Origin of the sequence: Sphingobacterium chuzhouense (assembly GCF_014692525.1) — a bacterium.
GTDB classification, from domain to species: domain Bacteria; phylum Bacteroidota; class Bacteroidia; order Sphingobacteriales; family Sphingobacteriaceae; genus Sphingobacterium; species Sphingobacterium chuzhouense.
Map to the genome: position 1 here is coordinate 301,679 of NZ_JACNYL010000005.1, position 17,862 is coordinate 319,540.

Genomic DNA, 17,862 nt, shown 5'->3' on the forward strand with positions numbered 1-17,862 from the left:
AATTTTATAGACAATCTCATAAGTGACATATTAAATAGTTAGAGTTTAAAAAATATTTTCTTCTTGAATAACCAGAAACATAAATACCATTCCATAAAAAGGGTGACCAAGGCTGACATCACAGACATCACTTGATGGGAAAGACCTGTGAAACCTAAAAACCCTTTGACAAAAATTGCCGTAGTACCGTTGAACCATTGCATGCCAACTGTTTCGAAAAACAAATAGATAAAAATAGCGTTCATACCCACTACGGTGAATATCCACGCGTATTTCGACTGTTTCTTTATATCGTTAATCCAGAACAGTAAGGCCATAATGAGCAATACCCACCCACCGGAAACCAGAACAAAAGAACTGGTGCTGATCCGCTTTATAATAGGCGTAAAACCACTGAAATCCATGGCATATCCCGTTATTAATGCGATTATTCCAGCACCAATCAGATATGTCATCTTCTGTTTATTGGCAAGTGGAGACACGAGTAGTTTACCCGCTACAACACCCCATATCGTGTGCGCCGCTGTAGGGATAAAATTAATAGCAACCCAACCATCCGCATTTATTTTCCCCATTAAAACGGTATCCATATAAGCTCCGAAATTGTGATGTTCTGTAAAAGGTCGATCGAAACCGGGTATCTGTACAAAGCGATATAAGAGTTCTGTAAGTATCAATAAGAATACGGAAAAAACAATTTGCCAAGCACCAGATTTCCGAATAATAAGATAGGCGATAATAGTGGTTACGGAGAGTTGGGTGAGTACATTCCACAGTTCCCAGACTAGCTTACCGGCATAAACGCAATGCAGGGCTGTTCCAAACAGGAACAGCCGAAAACTGCGTACTAATATATGCTTAAAATTGCTTTCCCAACTGATTCCTTTTTCCGCTTTTCTATGCCATGAAATATAAAGTGCCGAACCTGCCATCAGCATAAAAGCCGGCTGCACCAAATCCCAAAATCGCAACCCGTGCCAAGGATGATGAAAAAATTGCTGTACGATCATACCCGCCCAAGAATGCTCGGCGGTAATACCATTCAATGTACTATAGAGCCTACAGCTCTCGGCTGCGAGCAGGATCATGATGAGCCCGCGCATGACGTCGAGCGAAACTAAACGCCGTTGTACAAAATCATTTTTTAGCTGTTCGTTTTTCATAATCATTTAACTAACGATAAACAGCGTTATAATGGGAATGTAGCAAACTTTGAATCCGAATGTCCGTTAGCTGGCAAAGATCCTATTTGTCTTCCCGAATTATCAATAATTGTATAACTAACAGACCCGCTCATACTGGCTAAAAGTGCTCTGTCTATTGAGAATTCTATCCTTTTACCATTGTTCTCCGTCGTTTTTATTTCAGAGTAGTTAAAGATTTCTGCATAGGCAATTGGGGTAAAGCCCCCCCAAGCATCTGCCGGGTTTCCAGAGTGTTGCAATACATTACCCCAACCTCCTGTCATGCTCAAATCCAGGTAATAATTAGCTCCTGACCCAAGTGGATACAACCAATCTATCATATATCCACTTTCTGGGTTTCTGTCCGTATTCAAATACAGAACCATAACCTCCAATTCCATATCTGCTGTACCTTCTAACAAGAAATTAAGGTGCGTGGCAGAAGCAAATGTCTTTATTGCGCGTAATGTTCCTCCCTGTCCCTCCTCATTGATATGCGAATAATCAACAAATTGCCAATCGGTAAAATCACCGTCTATTTTTATATTGGGGCCAATAATAGTTACTGTATCAATAAACGTACTTGTCAAATCACCATTTTTAGCGGTCAGAGATACGAGATAATCTCCTTTGGCTTTGTATATGTACTGTGGTGATCTTCTTGTCGATGTTTCTCCCGTTCCATCGCCAAACTCCCAGATGTATTCGGTCGCTTCGGTCGAGAAGTTCGTGAAATTCACAACAAAACCGTCTGCCACATAGCTAAACACCGCTTTTGTTCCTCTGTCGCCATCGTCCTTTTTACAAGAAACAATCAGTAGCATGAATATGACGATGCTAGCTAACTGCATTATATTCTTTTTCATATATAATCTTTTTATAATGTGTCACCTGTTTTATTAATTATAACCTGGATTCTGAATAAATAATCCTTTTCCTTCCGATATCATTGTTCTCGAAAAGGGAAAAAGCTGTTTATCCGGAGAGGTGTACTCCGACTGCCTCACTTCCAATGCGCGGGAAACAAATTTGTTATGTCGGATTAAATCAGCCCGGTATTGGCCGTTTTCACACCAGAACTCATGACTTCTTTCTGTCAGAAGCATATCGTTAAATGCCGTTATATTTGAATAGTTTGAAAGCTGTCGATTTCCTAGACCTGCCCTATTCCGGACTTCGTTAATCAAATCCATGGATTCCTGTGTTGGCGTGCCTCCAGCGTTCGCTAAGGCTTCTGCTTTAGAAAGTAATACATCCGCATAGCGATACATAATAATGTCTACTGTGGTGAAACTTGTTGTTCTCGCAGCATCTTCGTGTATTTTCAACGGCAAAGGTCCGTAATTAAGGTAAATATCCGGATTAGCACGATTATACGTTTTGCCTTCCGCATCCGTAAATTCTGCAATCAACATCGTCCGTCTTTTATCATTCGGTTCAAAAGTATCGTAAAACCACCAGGTACTCTGTATTGTTCCCCAGCCTCCTTTTGGCAGATAGACACCGGGCAATACCATTAACTGCCACTGGTTCTCACTGGTACCTTCATAATCACAAGGAATGGCCCAGATAACCTCGTTGCTACTTTTGGCTCCATTCAGGTTCCACATGCCAACGTAGTCGGCGTCAAGAGCATAATGATTATAATCTATAATATCATTTGCCAACGACACCACTTTATCCCATCTTTTTTCATGCAGATTCAACCTAATCAAAATCATCTTCGCTAAGGCTTTATTAAACCTACCATAAGCTGCCTCTGCAGGATGTGGTAAGTCTTCCACTGCCGCTAATAGATCTGCTTCAATAAAATTTACCATTTCATCATAAGGCATTCTGGCAAGAGGGGCTTCTATCAACGGATTTTTCAGTACTTCCAGGGGTGCGATAACCAACGGGCCATACAGATCGAAGAGCGTATACGCCAGTAGACCACGCGCACAACGTACTTCTGCAATCGCTTTTCTCTTCAGTTCTTCGCTTACGGTAGATTCCTCAATTAGATGTATCGTCATCGTCATACGACTAATTTTATTATAGAATCTATCGTAAAAATAGGTAATACCGGCGTGATCCGGCATATAACTGTGTTGGGTCGCTTGGAGTTTTTCATCATACCAACCTGTTAGTATTTCGGTTGTACAATCGCTTATCATCATCACCCCTCTTTCAGAGGTTGAAAATATTCCATCCCACCAGGAGCCTCTTAACGGATGATAAACAGAATTTACCATAGCTTCAATATCGGTCTCCGACTTGGGGAAAATTTCGGGGTTTATATCGCCGTAATCAATAGATACTAAGTCTTTGGTGCAGCTGCCAAGCAAGCATATACACGATATAATCAATAACTTAATCTTCTTCATCTTTATATTTTTTTAGGCTCTATCCAATTAAAATATCAAATTCACTCCTGCAGTAAATGTCCTGATGTTCGGATAAGCAGCAGTGTAACCATCCGTCTCCGGATCAATTCCATTATAAGGCGTAATTACAAAAATATTATGCGCCGCCACATTTATCCGTGCAGAGGAGAATACATTACCCGTCCAATTTTTAGGCAGTTCATATCCCAATGCAATATTCTGTAAGCGAATAAACCAAGCTCTCTGCAAAAAGAAATCACCGTAACCATCATTCGAATAATTCGCAAACGTACTGGGGTTTTCTGTTGATGGATTGGTGGTTGTCCATCGATCTCTTACACTTCTCAGCGCATTATATCCCTGCACAGCAACACCCCAAGCACTATAACCGTAATTCACATAATTGGGATCGGCCATCCTTCTGCCTAACAATCCATTAAAATCAAAATTCAAAGAGAATTTTTTATAATTAATAATGTTAGTTATACCAACCATATAGCCGGGATCTGATGACCCCAAAAACATATAATCTGCTTCGTCTATAATGCCATCGGGTTGGCCGGTTCTTAAAAATCGTCCGTTTTCATCCACAATCGGCTCGTCTGCTTCATTTCTTAATAAACCATCGATATCTCTTATTTTTATCTGACCCGGTTTCAACAACGGCTGTGCTTCCGGAACGGTTTCACCGATTTGCATAATACCGTCGGATAATCGATAGAACATAGAACGTATCGGATCGTTAACATTTTCGAAAACGCTTGGTTTCCAATCTGGAGCCCGTTCTAGCCATGTATCTCTATAGAAGGAAAAATTAGCGATCGTTCTCCATTGAAATTCCTTACGTTGGATATTACGCGTCGTTACGCTGAACTCTATCCCTCTGCTCCTTGTTTTACCAACATTAGACCAGACCTCATTTATCTCATGGTAAGAATTTAACGGTTTTATCTGTAGTAAATCAGAAATGACGTTATTGAATAGTTCTACCGAACCTTCCACCTTTCCACTCCATAAAGAGTAATCTATCCCCAGATTCGCTCCGGTAGTTGTTTCCCATTTTAAATTGGGGTTTTCTAGCCTCGATAAAGAAACCGCCATCATTCGGGCGTCATCTTCAGACAACCAACCGGCATAGGAGCCGTACGCGGCAAACGCATTGCCTCCGATATCTGCGTTACCCGTCTGCCCATAACTTAATCTCAATTTCAGTTGGTTAACGGTGCCTTTTATGTTTTGGAAAAAAGGTTCTTCGGCTAGGTTCCAAGCTATTGCCGCAGACGGAAATGTCGCCCACTTATTATTTCTGGCAAATACACTGGCACCATCCGTACGTATCGTGAAAGTAAACAAGTACCTGCTATCGTAATTATAATTCAAACGGCTGAAATAAGAGGCAATCATATTTTCTGAACTGTAGGAACTTGAGGGAAGCTGTGTACTGCCTGCCCCTAGGTTATTCCATAAAAAAGCATCTGTAATAAAACCTGAAGCCGCACTGCCGGAAGTCCGTTCATAAAATTTCTGTCGGGAAATACCCCCCAACAGATCAAACCTATGTCCGTCGCCAAACGTTTTAGTGTAATTTACAGTTCCCTCTAATAAATAATCGTCCCGATCAAAATTATTGATAGACCCTCTTCCGTTCTCCAATTCACCGTGTATGGTAGTTCTGGGAAGATAGGCCATTCGTTTGGTAAATCCCCTGTCTAACCCAGCTTTAAGCCTAATTGTAAGATCATCGATAGGTTTAAAATCGGCAAAAGTATTCAATAACATTCTTTCCACTCGTCCTTTATCACCAATTGTTAACATCGATGCTGGATTGGGTTGCAACGGTGCTTTTGGATTTCGTGAGTAGTTTCCATTATCATCCATTACTGGAATTTGGGGTCCCATCTGCAATGCCATCCGGATAATTCCGGCATTTTCATATTCACTGCTTCCTAATTGCGTGTTATCGTTATCTATTCGGCTAGCTGTAAGATTAACACCCAATTTGACATATCTACTTATGTCCTGATCGATATTAGCCCGTACAGAATATCGTTTGAAACCCGAATTCCGCACGATTCCCGCTTGGTCATATAAATTTCCAGATATTAAATACTTAGTGGTGTTACTACCGCCTGATACGGACAAGTTATGTTGCTGTGTACTACCGTTCCGCATCACCAAGTCAAACCAATTTGTCCCCTTGCCTATATGATTAATTGCATTTTGCGTAAATGGTTTTCGATAAATCGGCACGTTCGAGTCTTCTTGAGCTTGTTCTAGCGTTCTGCTTCCATAAGGATACACTTGGTTATCCCACATCCATTGGTCAAAAGACGATTCATTGCTGACCTCCATCCATTCCTTTAAAGAAAGCATGTCAAAAGAATTATCGTAGGTTTGCCAAGAAAAATTCCCCGAATAATCTATCCTTGCTTTGCCTTCTTTTCCTTTTTTGGTGGTGATGAGAATAACACCGTTCGCTGCTCTCGCTCCATAAATGGAAGTTGCGCTGGCATCTTTCAACACCTCAATAGATTCAATATCATTCGGATTAAATGAATTTAAGATACTTTGTGTCCCGCCATCATAGCGGTTTACAGCCTCCGGCTGCTGTAAATCGGAAATCGGGAAACCATCCACAACAATCAGCGGATTATTACTAGCATTAACGGAACCAGCACCACGAATCAAAATGTTGATACCTCCACCTGGCTGGGCACTGTTCTGTTGTATCGTCACCCCCGCAACTTTCCCTTTTAGCATATTCCCAATCTCCGGTCCCTGAGTCATGACAATATCGTCTGCCTTTACAGAAGATATCGCACCGGTAAGGTCTCTCCGGGTCTGTGTTCCATAACCGATGACTACGACTTCGTCCAGATCACTCGTTACCGGTTGAAGCGAAATCGATACAATCGCATTATTATCTGTGGTAGGGACTTCCTGAGTCACATAACCGATAGCGCTAACGACCAGCACACTATTTGCAACGGGTAATTCCAAGACAAACGCACCTTCTTGATCGGTCACCGCTCCTATACTGGTTCCTTTCACGGTAACACTGACACTGGAAAATGGTTCCCCCTTTTCATCTGTTACGAGCCCCTTAATCGTTCGCTGTTGCTGCTCTTTAACGACAACAATATTTTTCGCTTTAGCAACGGGTTTAATTAATATCGTTTTCTCCAATATTTCCCAGGTAAACCGCTGTCCCTTAAACGCTTTCGCTAACGTTTCTTCTATAGAAGCATTGTTGACTTCCAGACTGACAGGAGCAGCTTCTTGTAAATATGCCGCATCGTAGAAAAATGCATATCCGGTCTGCTTCCGTATCTCTTTAATGACCTTTTCTAATGGTGCTTTTTTTACAGACAGACTGACCTGCTGCGAATAAACTGACGCCTTTATTTGTAAACAGGCAAGTAGTGTTAATAATAAAGTCAGTTTCATAATCAATAAGATTTTTGACAGTTGTTGTAAGGGATGGGCATAATTGGTTCGCAACAATCCCTTGCCATGCACACTATTATTCATACATTTGTATAAGTTTAAGGTTAGTAAATTTGATGAATTACTTTAGTCGGTATTATTTTCTAAAACAAAAACCTTACGCTAAACATTGGTGTTCCTGCACCGCTGTTTTTGAGCCCCTTGTAAGCAAACAGGGGGTTCTTGTTTTCAGTCGGACTTATTTGAGCATCGATATCCTCCTTTCGTCTATTATAAATCTTAGTCCACTTGTTGTTTCCATCATTTTGAGCACTTGAGAAAGTTTCACATCTCTCGAAAGTGCACCATTGAATTTCTTTTTCGGCATATTGTTTATATCCACTTCTACATTATACCAACGAGAAAGTTGCTTCATAATCGTCGCCAAATCGGTATTGTTGAAATAAAACATACCATTTTTCCAAGCCATTGCCTCTTCCGTATCTATATCCTCAAATAGGTGGATATTACCTGTTTTCGCAACTTGTGCTTGTTGCCCCGGTTTGAGTATTCGAACTTCTCCTGTCGCGGTTGAAGAGACCTTTACTTTCCCTTCAACCAATGTCGTCTTAACTACTTCTTCGTTATGATAAGCATTCACATTAAAATGTGTTCCTAAAACTTCAATTTGTTGAGAAGAGGTTTTAACTATAAAAGGTTTTTTTTGTGAACTATTCTTTCGATATATCGTTGCTACCTCAAAATAAGCTTCTCCTTCCAATTCTACAACACGGCTATTTCCAGTAAAAACTGGAAATTTCAGAGAACTAGATGCATTGAGCCAGACTTTTGTACCATCGGGAAGCATAAGCTTATACTGTCCACCCCGTGGAATTGCAATCGTATTGAAGACATCTTTAGCAAAACCGCCGTTTTGTTTATTTTCCATTGAAGTATAAGCTATTTGTCCGTCTTCCAATTTTCGAACCTGTGCCCCGCTTTGATCGGCCAATACCCCATTTTGTGATTCGTCCAAATGAAGTACTGTTCCATCACTTAAAGTCAACACGGCTTTATTCGTTCCAGGATCAACATCTTGTTTCAGTCGACTTTCTTCCGTATACAATGGCAGAAGCTCCTGCTGTTGATTTCGGACTAAAATCCCAATTGAAATAGTTATCAGTAACACGGCTGCGGCGGCTATTTTAAGATATGGAAACGATCTCACCTTAGTGGTATATCCAGGTAATTTCGTTGTGATGCGATCATATAGTTCTTTTTCAACCTCTTCTTTTTTTCCCAACACGCTACTATCCCAATTGACATGCTTCTGAAACTGGTTATAATAGTAATTATACAATGCTACCTCCTTTTCGGTGGCAATTCCGCTACTGATTTTTTTAGCTAATTGTTGAAACTCTTTCTGATTCATATTAGGTGCTTATATGTATAGGGCATTTATGAGGGCTGTTACCCCCAAAACAAAAATATTTTTTTTCAATTTGATCTAAAATTCTGGAATGAGTGATCAGCAGTGATACCTTCGGACGGATGTCTTGGAGCAATCAATCCATCAGCTGACGGAGAGTCCATCGAAAATAACCTATAATTGGTATACTTAGAATAACAATAAGAAAAAGGAAGATATTCTTGTTAGAGATGATCTCAATCTTTTTAAGGCTATGGTCATTTGATTTTCAACTGTCTTAACAGAAATATTCAAACGTTCAGCAATCTCTTTATTGCTTAAATTTTCTTGACGACTTAATAAAAATATTTCTCTGCATTTATCTGGAAGTTGATTAGTAAAGTGATTGATTATTGCCATCATCTCTTTAACCTCAAAGCTATCTTCTACTAATTCATAAGGCTCCTCTATTTGTTTGAGCTTATCAAAAAAAGACATCCTTACTTTACCTCGCTGAATATAATTGGCTACTTTGAATTTTACGGCGACCAATAGATACGGTTTAAGGGACGCCACATTAAGGCTAATACGATGTTCCCATAACCAAATAAAAATATCCTGTACGATATCTAAACACGCTTCTCTTTCTTGCAGTATATTATAGGCGGAGTGAAACATAGCACTCCAGTAACGTTGATATATTTCGTCAAAAGCACGTTTATCATCGTGGCTAAGCTTCAATAACAGCTCACTATCCTGGAGGTCGTCGTATTTCATTATTAAGGTCTAAATCCAAGACCAATTTAACAATTTTCCAAAAAAAAGCAATTAAAAAACTATCCAGATTATACCTCTATAGCAAACACACAATTTATTGAGACTAATAATCTACGAAGTGTAGCGTCTGCTTTATATATCCTTCACACAGCGGAAACCCACATTATTCGTTGGGCTGTTTATTTCACCTTTCCCTCTGCTACCAGCCTTATAACGTTCGCAATATTGATCATTACATAAGAATGAGCCACCACGCTGCACACGTTTTACTAAGCCTGGTTCTTGTGGATCATGTGAATCAGCAGGTCCCTTGGGGTTTACTTTGGTACTATTCGCATAATAATCCGGCCGATAGAAATCGGAGCACCATTCCCAAACATTACCTTCCATATCGTAGAGGCCATATGCGTTGGGTGGAAAAGATTTCACAGGCGCTGTCGTTTCAAAACCATCTTCTTTGGTGTTACGGGATGGAAAGTCTCCTTGATATATATTAGCCAACCATTTTCCATCTTCCTTCTTTTCGCTTCCCCAGTAATAAGTCTCGTTCTTATGTTTTCCGGCTTTAGCCGCATATTCCCATTCTGCTTCGGTAGGAAGACGTTTCCCTACCCATTTGGCATAAGCTTCTGCATCTTGATATGCCAACTGAGTAACCGGATGATTTTCCTTCCCCTCAATCGAGCTATCAGAACCCTCCGGATGTTTCCAATTAGCTCCGGGTATATATTGCCACCATTGCATATAATTATTTAAGCCCTTCACCTCCTTCGGTGCAGCAAAAACTGCCGATCCCGGAACAAGCATATTTGGATCGACACCCGGAAACTCATTTGGATCCAATGGTCGTTCGGCCACCGTTACGTACCCCGTAGCATCTACAAAAGCCTTAAATTGAGCATTGGTAACTTCATGTTCATCCATGTAAAAAGAAGAAACTTCGACCTCGTGTATCGGCTGCGCATCTGGAAAATTGGAAGATCCCATCTGAAATGTTCCTCCTTCAATTAATACCATCCGAATATCATCTTTACCCTGCGTGTAAGATAAGGAATCTACGTTTTGTACAAAACGCGATGGAATTGCCCCCATATGGCATAGTGCTACCGAATCTTCTGTCGTCTCACTTTGCGTTGTGTTCGTCCCTGATTGACAGGCCACCATAAAGTAAACAAGAGTAGCCAATAGAAAAAATTTTGAAAACATAGTCCCTAATATACAGATAATCAGCTTAAAAATAAAAGATGCCCATTAATTATTGGACATCTCATAAATTAAATACTTAGCATTATTAAATGTAATTAATTATTCTACATTCAACTGATTATTCTGATTTTGGGTTGCTTTCGGGCGAATTCCAGTATTTCCACCGCCTTTCAAGCTCAGATCATGTGGTTGATTAGTTTTCCATGCTCCTTTCGTGAAATCAGGGATATTTACAGTTTTGCTATTTTTTGCAACCGACTCACAGCTCAACGGTACGATGACACTCCAGGATGCTCCTTCATACACAGGTTGTTCAATTGGCAATCCATTACGTAAGCAATCAATCAAGCGCCAATCCATTATAAAGTCCATACCGCCGTGTCCTCCGACTTGTTTTGCTTGTTCACCAATAAATTTCACTAGTTCAGGGGTATATTTTTCTTTAAGACTTTTTAGCTCGTCCTCCTTTACAAAGCTATGTCCAAAAGCTATTCCTTCTTTTGGATATTTCTGTGCAAAACCTTTAGTGCCACTTAACAAATGAAGGCGAGAATAAGGTCTTGGCGAAGTAACATCGTGTTGCACCATTAACGTTTTCCCCTTTTCTGTTTTTATTAAAGTTGTATCCATATTCCCCCGGTACTTCTTACCTACAAACTCTTGAAAAAAGGAATCTTCTGCTGCCAATTCACGGGCTCTATCCCCCATTTGGAAATCAGCAGTCTGCATAGCGACTAAGTGGGTCATTCGGTCTCCACTATTGATATTCATACACTGTGCAATTGGCCCGATTCCATGGGTTGGATAAAGATTACCATTCATCTTGATATTCTCCCGCAAACGCCACATTTTATCGTAGCCTTTTTTGCTAAAATTTAAATCTAATAGATCATGAATATAAGCTCCTTCTGCATGTACCAATTCTCCGAACATCCCTTGACGAGCCATGTTTAGCGTCAACATTTCGAAAAAATCATAGCAACAGTTCTCCAGCATCATACAGTGCTTCTTCGTCTGCTCCGAAACTTTGACGACTTCCCAACACTCTTTTACAGATAAACCTATAGGCACTTCACATGCGGCATGTGCTCCGGCTTTCATTGCGGCAATACTCATCGGCGCGTGAAATTCCCAAGGAGTACAGATATAGACCAAGTCTACTTCTTCTTCGTTCAATAACTGAACCCAACCTTCATCGCCAGAATAAGATTTAGCTTCTTTCAAGCCTTTGTTGGTCAATATTTTCTGTGCTTTTACGACTCTATCTGCATGAAGATCACACAATGCCACAATTTCTGTCCCTTCGATATAAGACAGACGATCTACAGCTCCAGGGCCGCGCATCCCTAATCCGATTACAGCAATACGCACGGTATCTATCTTAGGTGCGGCGTATCCCCACATATTGAAGCTCGGGGCAGCAGCGAACGCTGCATTATTTATCGTTGGCAATGTAATCGCTGCACTAGACAAAAGTGTTGCCTTCTTCAAAAAATCTCTTCGGTTGGTATCCATAAATTAATAAATTTCTTTTTTACATTAAAGGGGACAGCATTGTGTCCCCTCTAAAATCACCTATTTTAAAACAAACTAACAGTCTACTTTGCATAACCTTTATATTGTGAGACAGTATACAAATGGTTATTACAAAAGTCTTTTCAAGACCTTTTTCTAACACAAGTATAATAGTATTCTCCACTAAAAAAAAGTAAAAATATAAAGCAAACGTTTGCTCAATTTTTCATTAACAGAATTGATACATTTTTTTCTTATTTAAAAGTCTATCTGCCCAACTAGCTCTTTTAGTTGTATTTCCGATAATTTGGCTTGTAGTTGAGCTGCATTAAAGCGGGAAATAGCATTGATGAAATTTTCTTGAGCATCTCTAAACTCGACGGCACTAATGGAACCTATTGTATATTTAGCTAAGGTAATATCAAGATTTTGACGTGCAATATCTTCATTTTTTTCTTCCATCTTAACCAATTCGATATTGGTTAGATAAGTCTCATAAGCTGTTTTCAGACCTGTCTGCACAGCCAACCGCTGTTGTTCAATCTGCAAGGCAGCATTATCGATTTGAATTTTGGCAATACGTTCATTACGACGTTGGTTTAAGCCATCAAAAATGTTGACAGAAGCCGTGAGTCCATACGTAAGCCCTCTGGAGTTGGAATGCGCAACAAACCCCAAACTCGATTCCGTTCGAGAAAAGTTATATCCTCCATTTAAACGTACCGTCGGGTAACGCGCTGATTTAATATCTTTCAAATCCAATTCCGCAAGTTTTTTATTTAGGATGATAATCTGCAAATCGGGGTTAAACAGGTCTGCTCTTTCAAGCAAATCACCATACACTAGACTTTCATCGATACCAACTTCCGTATCAATGATGAAATCTATATCCAGATCTCTTGCCAGAATACCATTCAACATGGTTTTTAAATTCTTTACGGTCTCTACTTGCCGAAGATGAGCAGAAAGGTCCTCGTTTAAGTTAACCTGGACATTCAAAACTTCCAATTTTGCAGCTTTACCAATAGAAAATCTATTTTCCGCGGTACGAAGTCGTTCTCTGGAAATAAGAATACTAGAATCTAACGCAGATAATAAATTTTGTTGTTCCACAATTGTGTAATACAAGGTAATGACATCACCTACGGTAGCCAAAATTGTTCTCTTCAACTGCAAATCGCCTTGTTTCTCTAACTCCTGTAATTTTTCATAGCGCGCAAACATACCCATGCCATCAAAAATGGTCCAGCCAATATTTACACCATAGGTTAAGTTATTGTTTCTTGCGTTATCTAAAGAACGCTCAACACCACTATTCTGAATTTGCGTTGCATTTTGAACACTATTATTCTGCGCAAGATCTGCCGTTGCTGACGGAAGCATTCCCGCATTTCCGTACGTTTTATTCTCTTTTGCGACAAGGAGTTCGTTTTTAGACAATTGTATATCATAGTTATTCTCTAATGCAATCTCCACCGCACGTTTAACGGTCAACAGTTCCTGTCCAATTGCCACGGTGACGATACATATTACTAAATACAGCGAAATCAATACTCTCCTCATAATCCTATTCTTCAATATTATCAAACTCTGGTCGTTTTTTTCTAGATCTCGACATCATTAAATAAAAAGCAGGAATAACATATAGCGTCAATATCAACGAGAACATTGTTCCCCCAACGATAACCACCCCCATCCCGATACGACTTGTAGAAGCTGCTCCTAGAGAAAGTGCGATAGGAAGGGCGCCTAAAGCGATAGCCAACGACGTCATCAATATGGGACGTAAACGTGCCTCGGATGCCTTGACCACCGCTTCGTACTTTTCGTAGCCTTGATCTCGAAGCTGATTGGCAAACTCCACAATCAATATTCCGTTTTTTGTCACCAAACCAATTAACATAATCGTTCCAATCTGACTAAAAATGTTCCAACTTTGTGCGAATAACCACAACGAAAGTAACGCTCCCCCCACTGCCATAGGTACCGTGAGTAAGATTATAATAGGGTCTATAAAACTCTCAAACTGTGCGGCAAGAATGAGGAAAATAAGGAGAACGGCTAATCCAAACGCAAACATCGTATTCGAGCTACTCTCCACAAAATCTCGGGCTTCTCCTCCTAAATCTGTTGTAAATGTCGCATCTAATACACGATCTTTTATGGCATCCATAGCTGCTATACCGTCTCCCATACTATATCCTGGAGCCAATCCTGCCGATACCGTGGCTGACATATACCGATTATTATGGTATAATTGGGGTGGGCTGCTTTGTTCCTCGATTTCCACTATATTATCCAGTTGAACAAGGAGACCGTCCTTATTTTTCACATAAATAGCAGCGAGATCCATTGGTGTTGCCCTATCTTTTCTATCAAATTGTCCCATTACCTGATACTGCTTACCATTCATCATAAAATATCCAAAACGTTGTCCAGACAAGGACATTTGAAGTGTCTGTGCAACGTCCAATACGGATACACCCATCGATTGGGCTCGATCACGGTCAATCGTTACGTACACCTCTGGCTTATTGAATTTCAAATTCACGTCCACAATAGAGAATGTCCGGTCTCTTGACAGTTCCTCCATAAATTCGGGGATCTTCTCCTCCAATCTCTCGAAATTAGGTGCCTGGATAATATATTGGATGGGCAGCCCACCTCGTCTGTTGACCGATATGGTAGGCTGCTGCGACACAGCAACCCGAGCTTCAGAATACTGTCGCGTCATTCGGGAAAGATCTGTAGCTATTTCTTGTTGTGTTCGCGTACGCTCTTCAGGTGACACCAAACCTAATCTTACAAATCCGCTATTAGAAGACGCTGTACCAAATCCAGGAGAAGTGATAACAAGACTTACTTTTTTTTCCGGAACAGAGTCATTTATCAAGGAAGTAAGCTCTGTCATAAAGCGATCCATATAATCATAAGACACTCCTTCCGGTGCAGTAGCACTCAATCTAATATAACTTCTATCATCATACGGAGCAGTCTCTTTTGGAAGTATAGAATAAAAGAAATAAATAAGACCAAAACATCCTACAATAATAACAACGCTGAGCCATTTCAATTTTAAAAATCCTTGTAAGGAACTTTCATACTCTTTGTTCATGATCTGAAAATAACGCTCTGTTTTGTCGTAGAATTTCGATTTACGTTGTTCGCCACCTTTCATCAAATAAGCGTTAAGCATAGGTGTCAATGACAAGGAGACAAAAGCCGAAATTAGTACTGCCGCACCAATAACAACTCCAAATTCCCTAAATAAACGTCCAACAAATCCTTCCAAAAAAATGACTGGCAGAAACACAGCTGCCAACGTAATGGAAATAGAAATAACGGCAAAGAATATTTCATTTGAGCCTTTTATAGCCGCTTCAATAGGAGACATTCCCTCTTCCACTTTCTTAAATATATTTTCAGTCACAACGATACCATCATCCACAACTAAACCCGTAGCTAGTACGATGGCCAATAATGTTAACACATTAATAGAAAAACCACACAAATACATAATAAAAAACGTGGCTATCAAGGAAACGGGGATGTCGACCAAAGGACGGAAAGCAATTGACCAATTCCGAAAGAAAATATAGATAATCAAAACCACCAGAACAATAGCAATGACTAATGTCTCCACTACCTCAAATACCGCCTTACGCACAAATAGCGTATTATCCATAGCGATATTCAGGTCAAAGCCAGGTGGAAGATCTTCTTCTAATTTATCATACTCTTCATAAAAATGTTCTGCGATCTCGATATAATTAGTTCCTGGTTGGGGGATAATCGCCAAACTTACCATAGGGTATCCGGAATCTGACATTTTTGTTTCGAAATTTTCAGCTTCCAATGCCGCATTACCTACATCTCCCATCCGTACGACACGATTTCCGTCCGCCCGAATAATAATATTATTAAATTCTTCCTCTGTGGCTAAGTTTCCCAATGTTTTAACAGCCAGTTCTGTATTCGCTCCTGTAAGTCTACCCGAGGGTAATTCCACGTTTTGGTTATTTAAAGCAGTTCGAACATCCAGTACAGTAAGACCATAAGACGCCAAACGCACTGGATCTATCCACAATCGCATGGCATATTTACGCTGTCCCCATATCTGCACTGAACTCACCCCCGGGATAGTTTGTAACCGCTGGGCGATAACGTTATCGGCATAATCCGATAGTTCCAACACATTTCTTGTTGTGCTCTGGACAGTCATTGTAATAATAGGTTCCGAATCCGCATCGGCTTTAGAAACAACAGGTGGTGCATCAATATCCTGCGGTAGACTTCGCATTGCCTGTGATACCTTATCCCGCACGTCATTTGCTGCTGCCTCCAAATCCTTATCTAAATTAAATTCGATCGTAATATTGCTAGCGCCTTGGCTACTGGATGACGAAATGTTGCGGATACCATCAATTGAATTAATCGATTTTTCTAATGGTTCCGTAATCTGGGATTCTATAATGTCTGCATTCGCTCCTGCATAGTTTGTTCGAACGGAAATTTGAGCAGGATCGATAGAAGGATACTCTCTCACCCCCAAAAAAGTATATCCGATAACCCCAAAAAGGATTAACAGTAAGTTCATGACAATAGCGAGAACAGGGCGCTTAATACTCAATGTAGATAAACTCATTACAATCTCTATTAACGCAGCGTTACATTTACAGGGCTGCCGTCTCGTAATGACATCACGCCAGAAGTCAAAACAGTATCCCCTTCACTTATACCTTTAATGACCAAAACGTCGGCATCTGTACGTGCGCCGGTTTCAACCAATACCTCTTTAGCTAACCCTTCTTTCTTAACGAATAACTTTTTGCCATTCTGAATTGGAATTAATGCTTCCGCTGGCACCAACAGTCCTTTTTCAACCGTTTCCAATGGAAAAATAACATTAGCAAACGTACCCGGAATAAGTCCACTATCCCTATTATTTGCTAAGGCGCGAACGCGCAGTGTACGAGTTGCTGTTTCCACCAGAGGTTCAATAGCATATACCTTTGCTGTAAATTCACCGCTTGTCCCTTGCACTGTGAATCGTACCGGGGTACCTATTTTAACCTTAGATGCATATCTTTCTGGAATGGAAAATTCTAATTTCACCTTGCTTATATCCACAAGTTGGGCTATATCGGTAGTAGGTGTAATGTAACTCCCCTTAGAAATATTCCGGAGACCTACCGTACCTGAAAACGGAGCACGAATGGCTGTTTTGATTAACTGTGCTTCTATAAGTTGTATTTGTGATTGCGCTGTTCTGTGGTCTGCACTTGCGATATCATATTCTTCTTGGCTAATAGCCTCTTTCTCCAACAGCAGCTTGGCCCTGCGCTCGTTCTCTGCTGCCAGACTATTCCGTGTTGTAGCTTGTGCTAATTGCGCTTTTAATTCTGCATCATTTATTTTGATTAGAATCTGTCCACTAGCCACATTGCCTCCCTCAGAAAAATTTAAGACTTCCACGATTCCTGAAATCTCCGAACGTAGATTAATAACTTCATTGGGTTCGATAGTGCCGGAGAGCGATAAAAAATCTGAAAAAGGTTTTCCGGAAACAACCATACCGTATACTTTCGATTCGGTTCGCTGTCTTCCTCCAACATTTTCAGCCGCTTTTTCTTTATTAATGATAACCCGATAAGTTACCAATCCTGCTATTATTAGCAAAATAATAATTAAAACCGTTGCAAATCTCTTACTCATAACTATCTTGAAACTTCATAAACAGGAAACACATAACGCCAAGATACCGCTATTTTACCGGATTCACTTGTAAAAATCTTATTATAAAGGATGGTTAGCTGAGTTGAGATAACAAAAAAAGCCCCTGCAGGAAACTGCAGGGGCTCTGTATAAAATTTGGCACCGACCTACTCTCCCACCTTTTACGGCAGTACCATCGGCTCTGGCGGGCTTGACTGCTCTGTTCGGAATGGGAAGAGGTAGACACCGCCGATATAGGCACCTG

General features: G+C 40.4%; 11 protein-coding genes and 1 rRNA gene. All 12 read right to left on the minus strand.

Annotation, left to right across the window (positions count from 1 at the left end; translation table 11 throughout):
- Positions 1–38: 38 nt before the first annotated feature.
- The 12 genes from H8B21_RS18950 to rrf all read right to left on the minus strand — a co-directional run bounded on the left by H8B21_RS18950 (position 39) and on the right by rrf (position 17,860).
- Positions 39–1,163: an acyltransferase family protein gene (locus H8B21_RS18950; protein ID WP_223815144.1), complete on the minus strand. Its 1,125-nt coding sequence runs from the start codon at positions 1,161–1,163 to the stop codon at positions 39–41.
- Positions 1,164–1,189: 26 nt separating this feature from the next.
- Complete coding sequence (locus H8B21_RS18955) at positions 1,190–2,050, minus strand: PKD domain-containing protein (protein ID WP_190315409.1); 861 nt, start codon at positions 2,048–2,050, stop codon at positions 1,190–1,192.
- 33 nt (positions 2,051–2,083) lie between these two features.
- Positions 2,084–3,550 (minus strand): RagB/SusD family nutrient uptake outer membrane protein, encoded by a 1,467-nt coding sequence (locus H8B21_RS18960; RefSeq protein WP_190315410.1) that lies wholly within the window; start codon positions 3,548–3,550, stop codon positions 2,084–2,086.
- A 27-nt stretch (positions 3,551–3,577) separates the two neighbouring features.
- The gene (locus H8B21_RS18965) at positions 3,578–7,081 is read right to left on the minus strand and encodes a TonB-dependent receptor (protein WP_223815145.1); all 3,504 of its coding nucleotides are present in this window, start codon (positions 7,079–7,081) and stop codon (positions 3,578–3,580) included.
- 154 nt (positions 7,082–7,235) lie between these two features.
- On the minus strand, positions 7,236–8,408 hold the full coding sequence (locus H8B21_RS18970) for a FecR family protein (RefSeq protein ID WP_190315411.1): 1,173 nt from the start codon (positions 8,406–8,408) through the stop codon (positions 7,236–7,238).
- Between the two features lie 186 nt (positions 8,409–8,594).
- Entirely contained in the window at positions 8,595–9,161 is a 567-nt protein-coding gene (locus tag H8B21_RS18975; RefSeq protein ID WP_190315412.1) for an RNA polymerase sigma-70 factor, read from the minus strand.
- 132 nt (positions 9,162–9,293) lie between these two features.
- Positions 9,294–10,367, minus strand: coding sequence for a formylglycine-generating enzyme family protein (locus tag H8B21_RS18980; RefSeq protein WP_223815146.1), 1,074 nt, complete (start codon positions 10,365–10,367; stop codon positions 9,294–9,296).
- A gap of 99 nt (positions 10,368–10,466) precedes the next feature.
- A complete protein-coding gene (locus tag H8B21_RS18985; RefSeq protein WP_190315413.1) occupies positions 10,467–11,882 on the minus strand; it encodes a Gfo/Idh/MocA family protein in 1,416 nt (471 codons plus the stop codon).
- A 258-nt stretch (positions 11,883–12,140) separates the two neighbouring features.
- Positions 12,141–13,445 (minus strand): TolC family protein, encoded by a 1,305-nt coding sequence (locus H8B21_RS18990; RefSeq protein ID WP_190315414.1) that lies wholly within the window; start codon positions 13,443–13,445, stop codon positions 12,141–12,143.
- Positions 13,446–13,449: 4 nt separating this feature from the next.
- Positions 13,450–16,527 (minus strand): efflux RND transporter permease subunit, encoded by a 3,078-nt coding sequence (locus tag H8B21_RS18995; RefSeq protein WP_190315415.1) that lies wholly within the window; start codon positions 16,525–16,527, stop codon positions 13,450–13,452.
- 11 nt (positions 16,528–16,538) lie between these two features.
- The gene (locus H8B21_RS19000) at positions 16,539–17,597 is read right to left on the minus strand and encodes an efflux RND transporter periplasmic adaptor subunit (RefSeq protein WP_190315416.1); all 1,059 of its coding nucleotides are present in this window, start codon (positions 17,595–17,597) and stop codon (positions 16,539–16,541) included.
- 154 nt (positions 17,598–17,751) lie between these two features.
- Positions 17,752–17,860 (minus strand): 5S ribosomal RNA (rrf, locus tag H8B21_RS19005).
- Positions 17,861–17,862: the final 2 nt, after the last annotated feature.

Bases quoted from the DNA above. Each gene is read 5' to 3' on its own strand.
- H8B21_RS18950 (WP_223815144.1), bottom strand. From the start codon at position 1,163: ATGAAAAACGAACAGCTAAAAAATGATTTTGTACAACGGCGTTTAGTT.
- H8B21_RS18955 (WP_190315409.1), bottom strand. From the start codon at position 2,050: ATGAAAAAGAATATAATGCAGTTAGCTAGCATCGTCATATTCATGCTA.
- H8B21_RS18960 (WP_190315410.1), bottom strand. From the start codon at position 3,550: ATGAAGAAGATTAAGTTATTGATTATATCGTGTATATGCTTGCTTGGC.
- H8B21_RS18965 (WP_223815145.1), bottom strand. From the start codon at position 7,081: ATGAATAATAGTGTGCATGGCAAGGGATTGTTGCGAACCAATTATGCC.
- H8B21_RS18970 (WP_190315411.1), bottom strand. From the start codon at position 8,408: ATGAATCAGAAAGAGTTTCAACAATTAGCTAAAAAAATCAGTAGCGGA.
- H8B21_RS18975 (WP_190315412.1), bottom strand. From the start codon at position 9,161: ATGAAATACGACGACCTCCAGGATAGTGAGCTGTTATTGAAGCTTAGC.
- H8B21_RS18980 (WP_223815146.1), bottom strand. From the start codon at position 10,367: ATGTTTTCAAAATTTTTTCTATTGGCTACTCTTGTTTACTTTATGGTG.
- H8B21_RS18985 (WP_190315413.1), bottom strand. From the start codon at position 11,882: ATGGATACCAACCGAAGAGATTTTTTGAAGAAGGCAACACTTTTGTCT.
- H8B21_RS18990 (WP_190315414.1), bottom strand. From the start codon at position 13,445: ATGAGGAGAGTATTGATTTCGCTGTATTTAGTAATATGTATCGTCACC.
- H8B21_RS18995 (WP_190315415.1), bottom strand. From the start codon at position 16,527: ATGAGTTTATCTACATTGAGTATTAAGCGCCCTGTTCTCGCTATTGTC.
- H8B21_RS19000 (WP_190315416.1), bottom strand. From the start codon at position 17,597: ATGAGTAAGAGATTTGCAACGGTTTTAATTATTATTTTGCTAATAATA.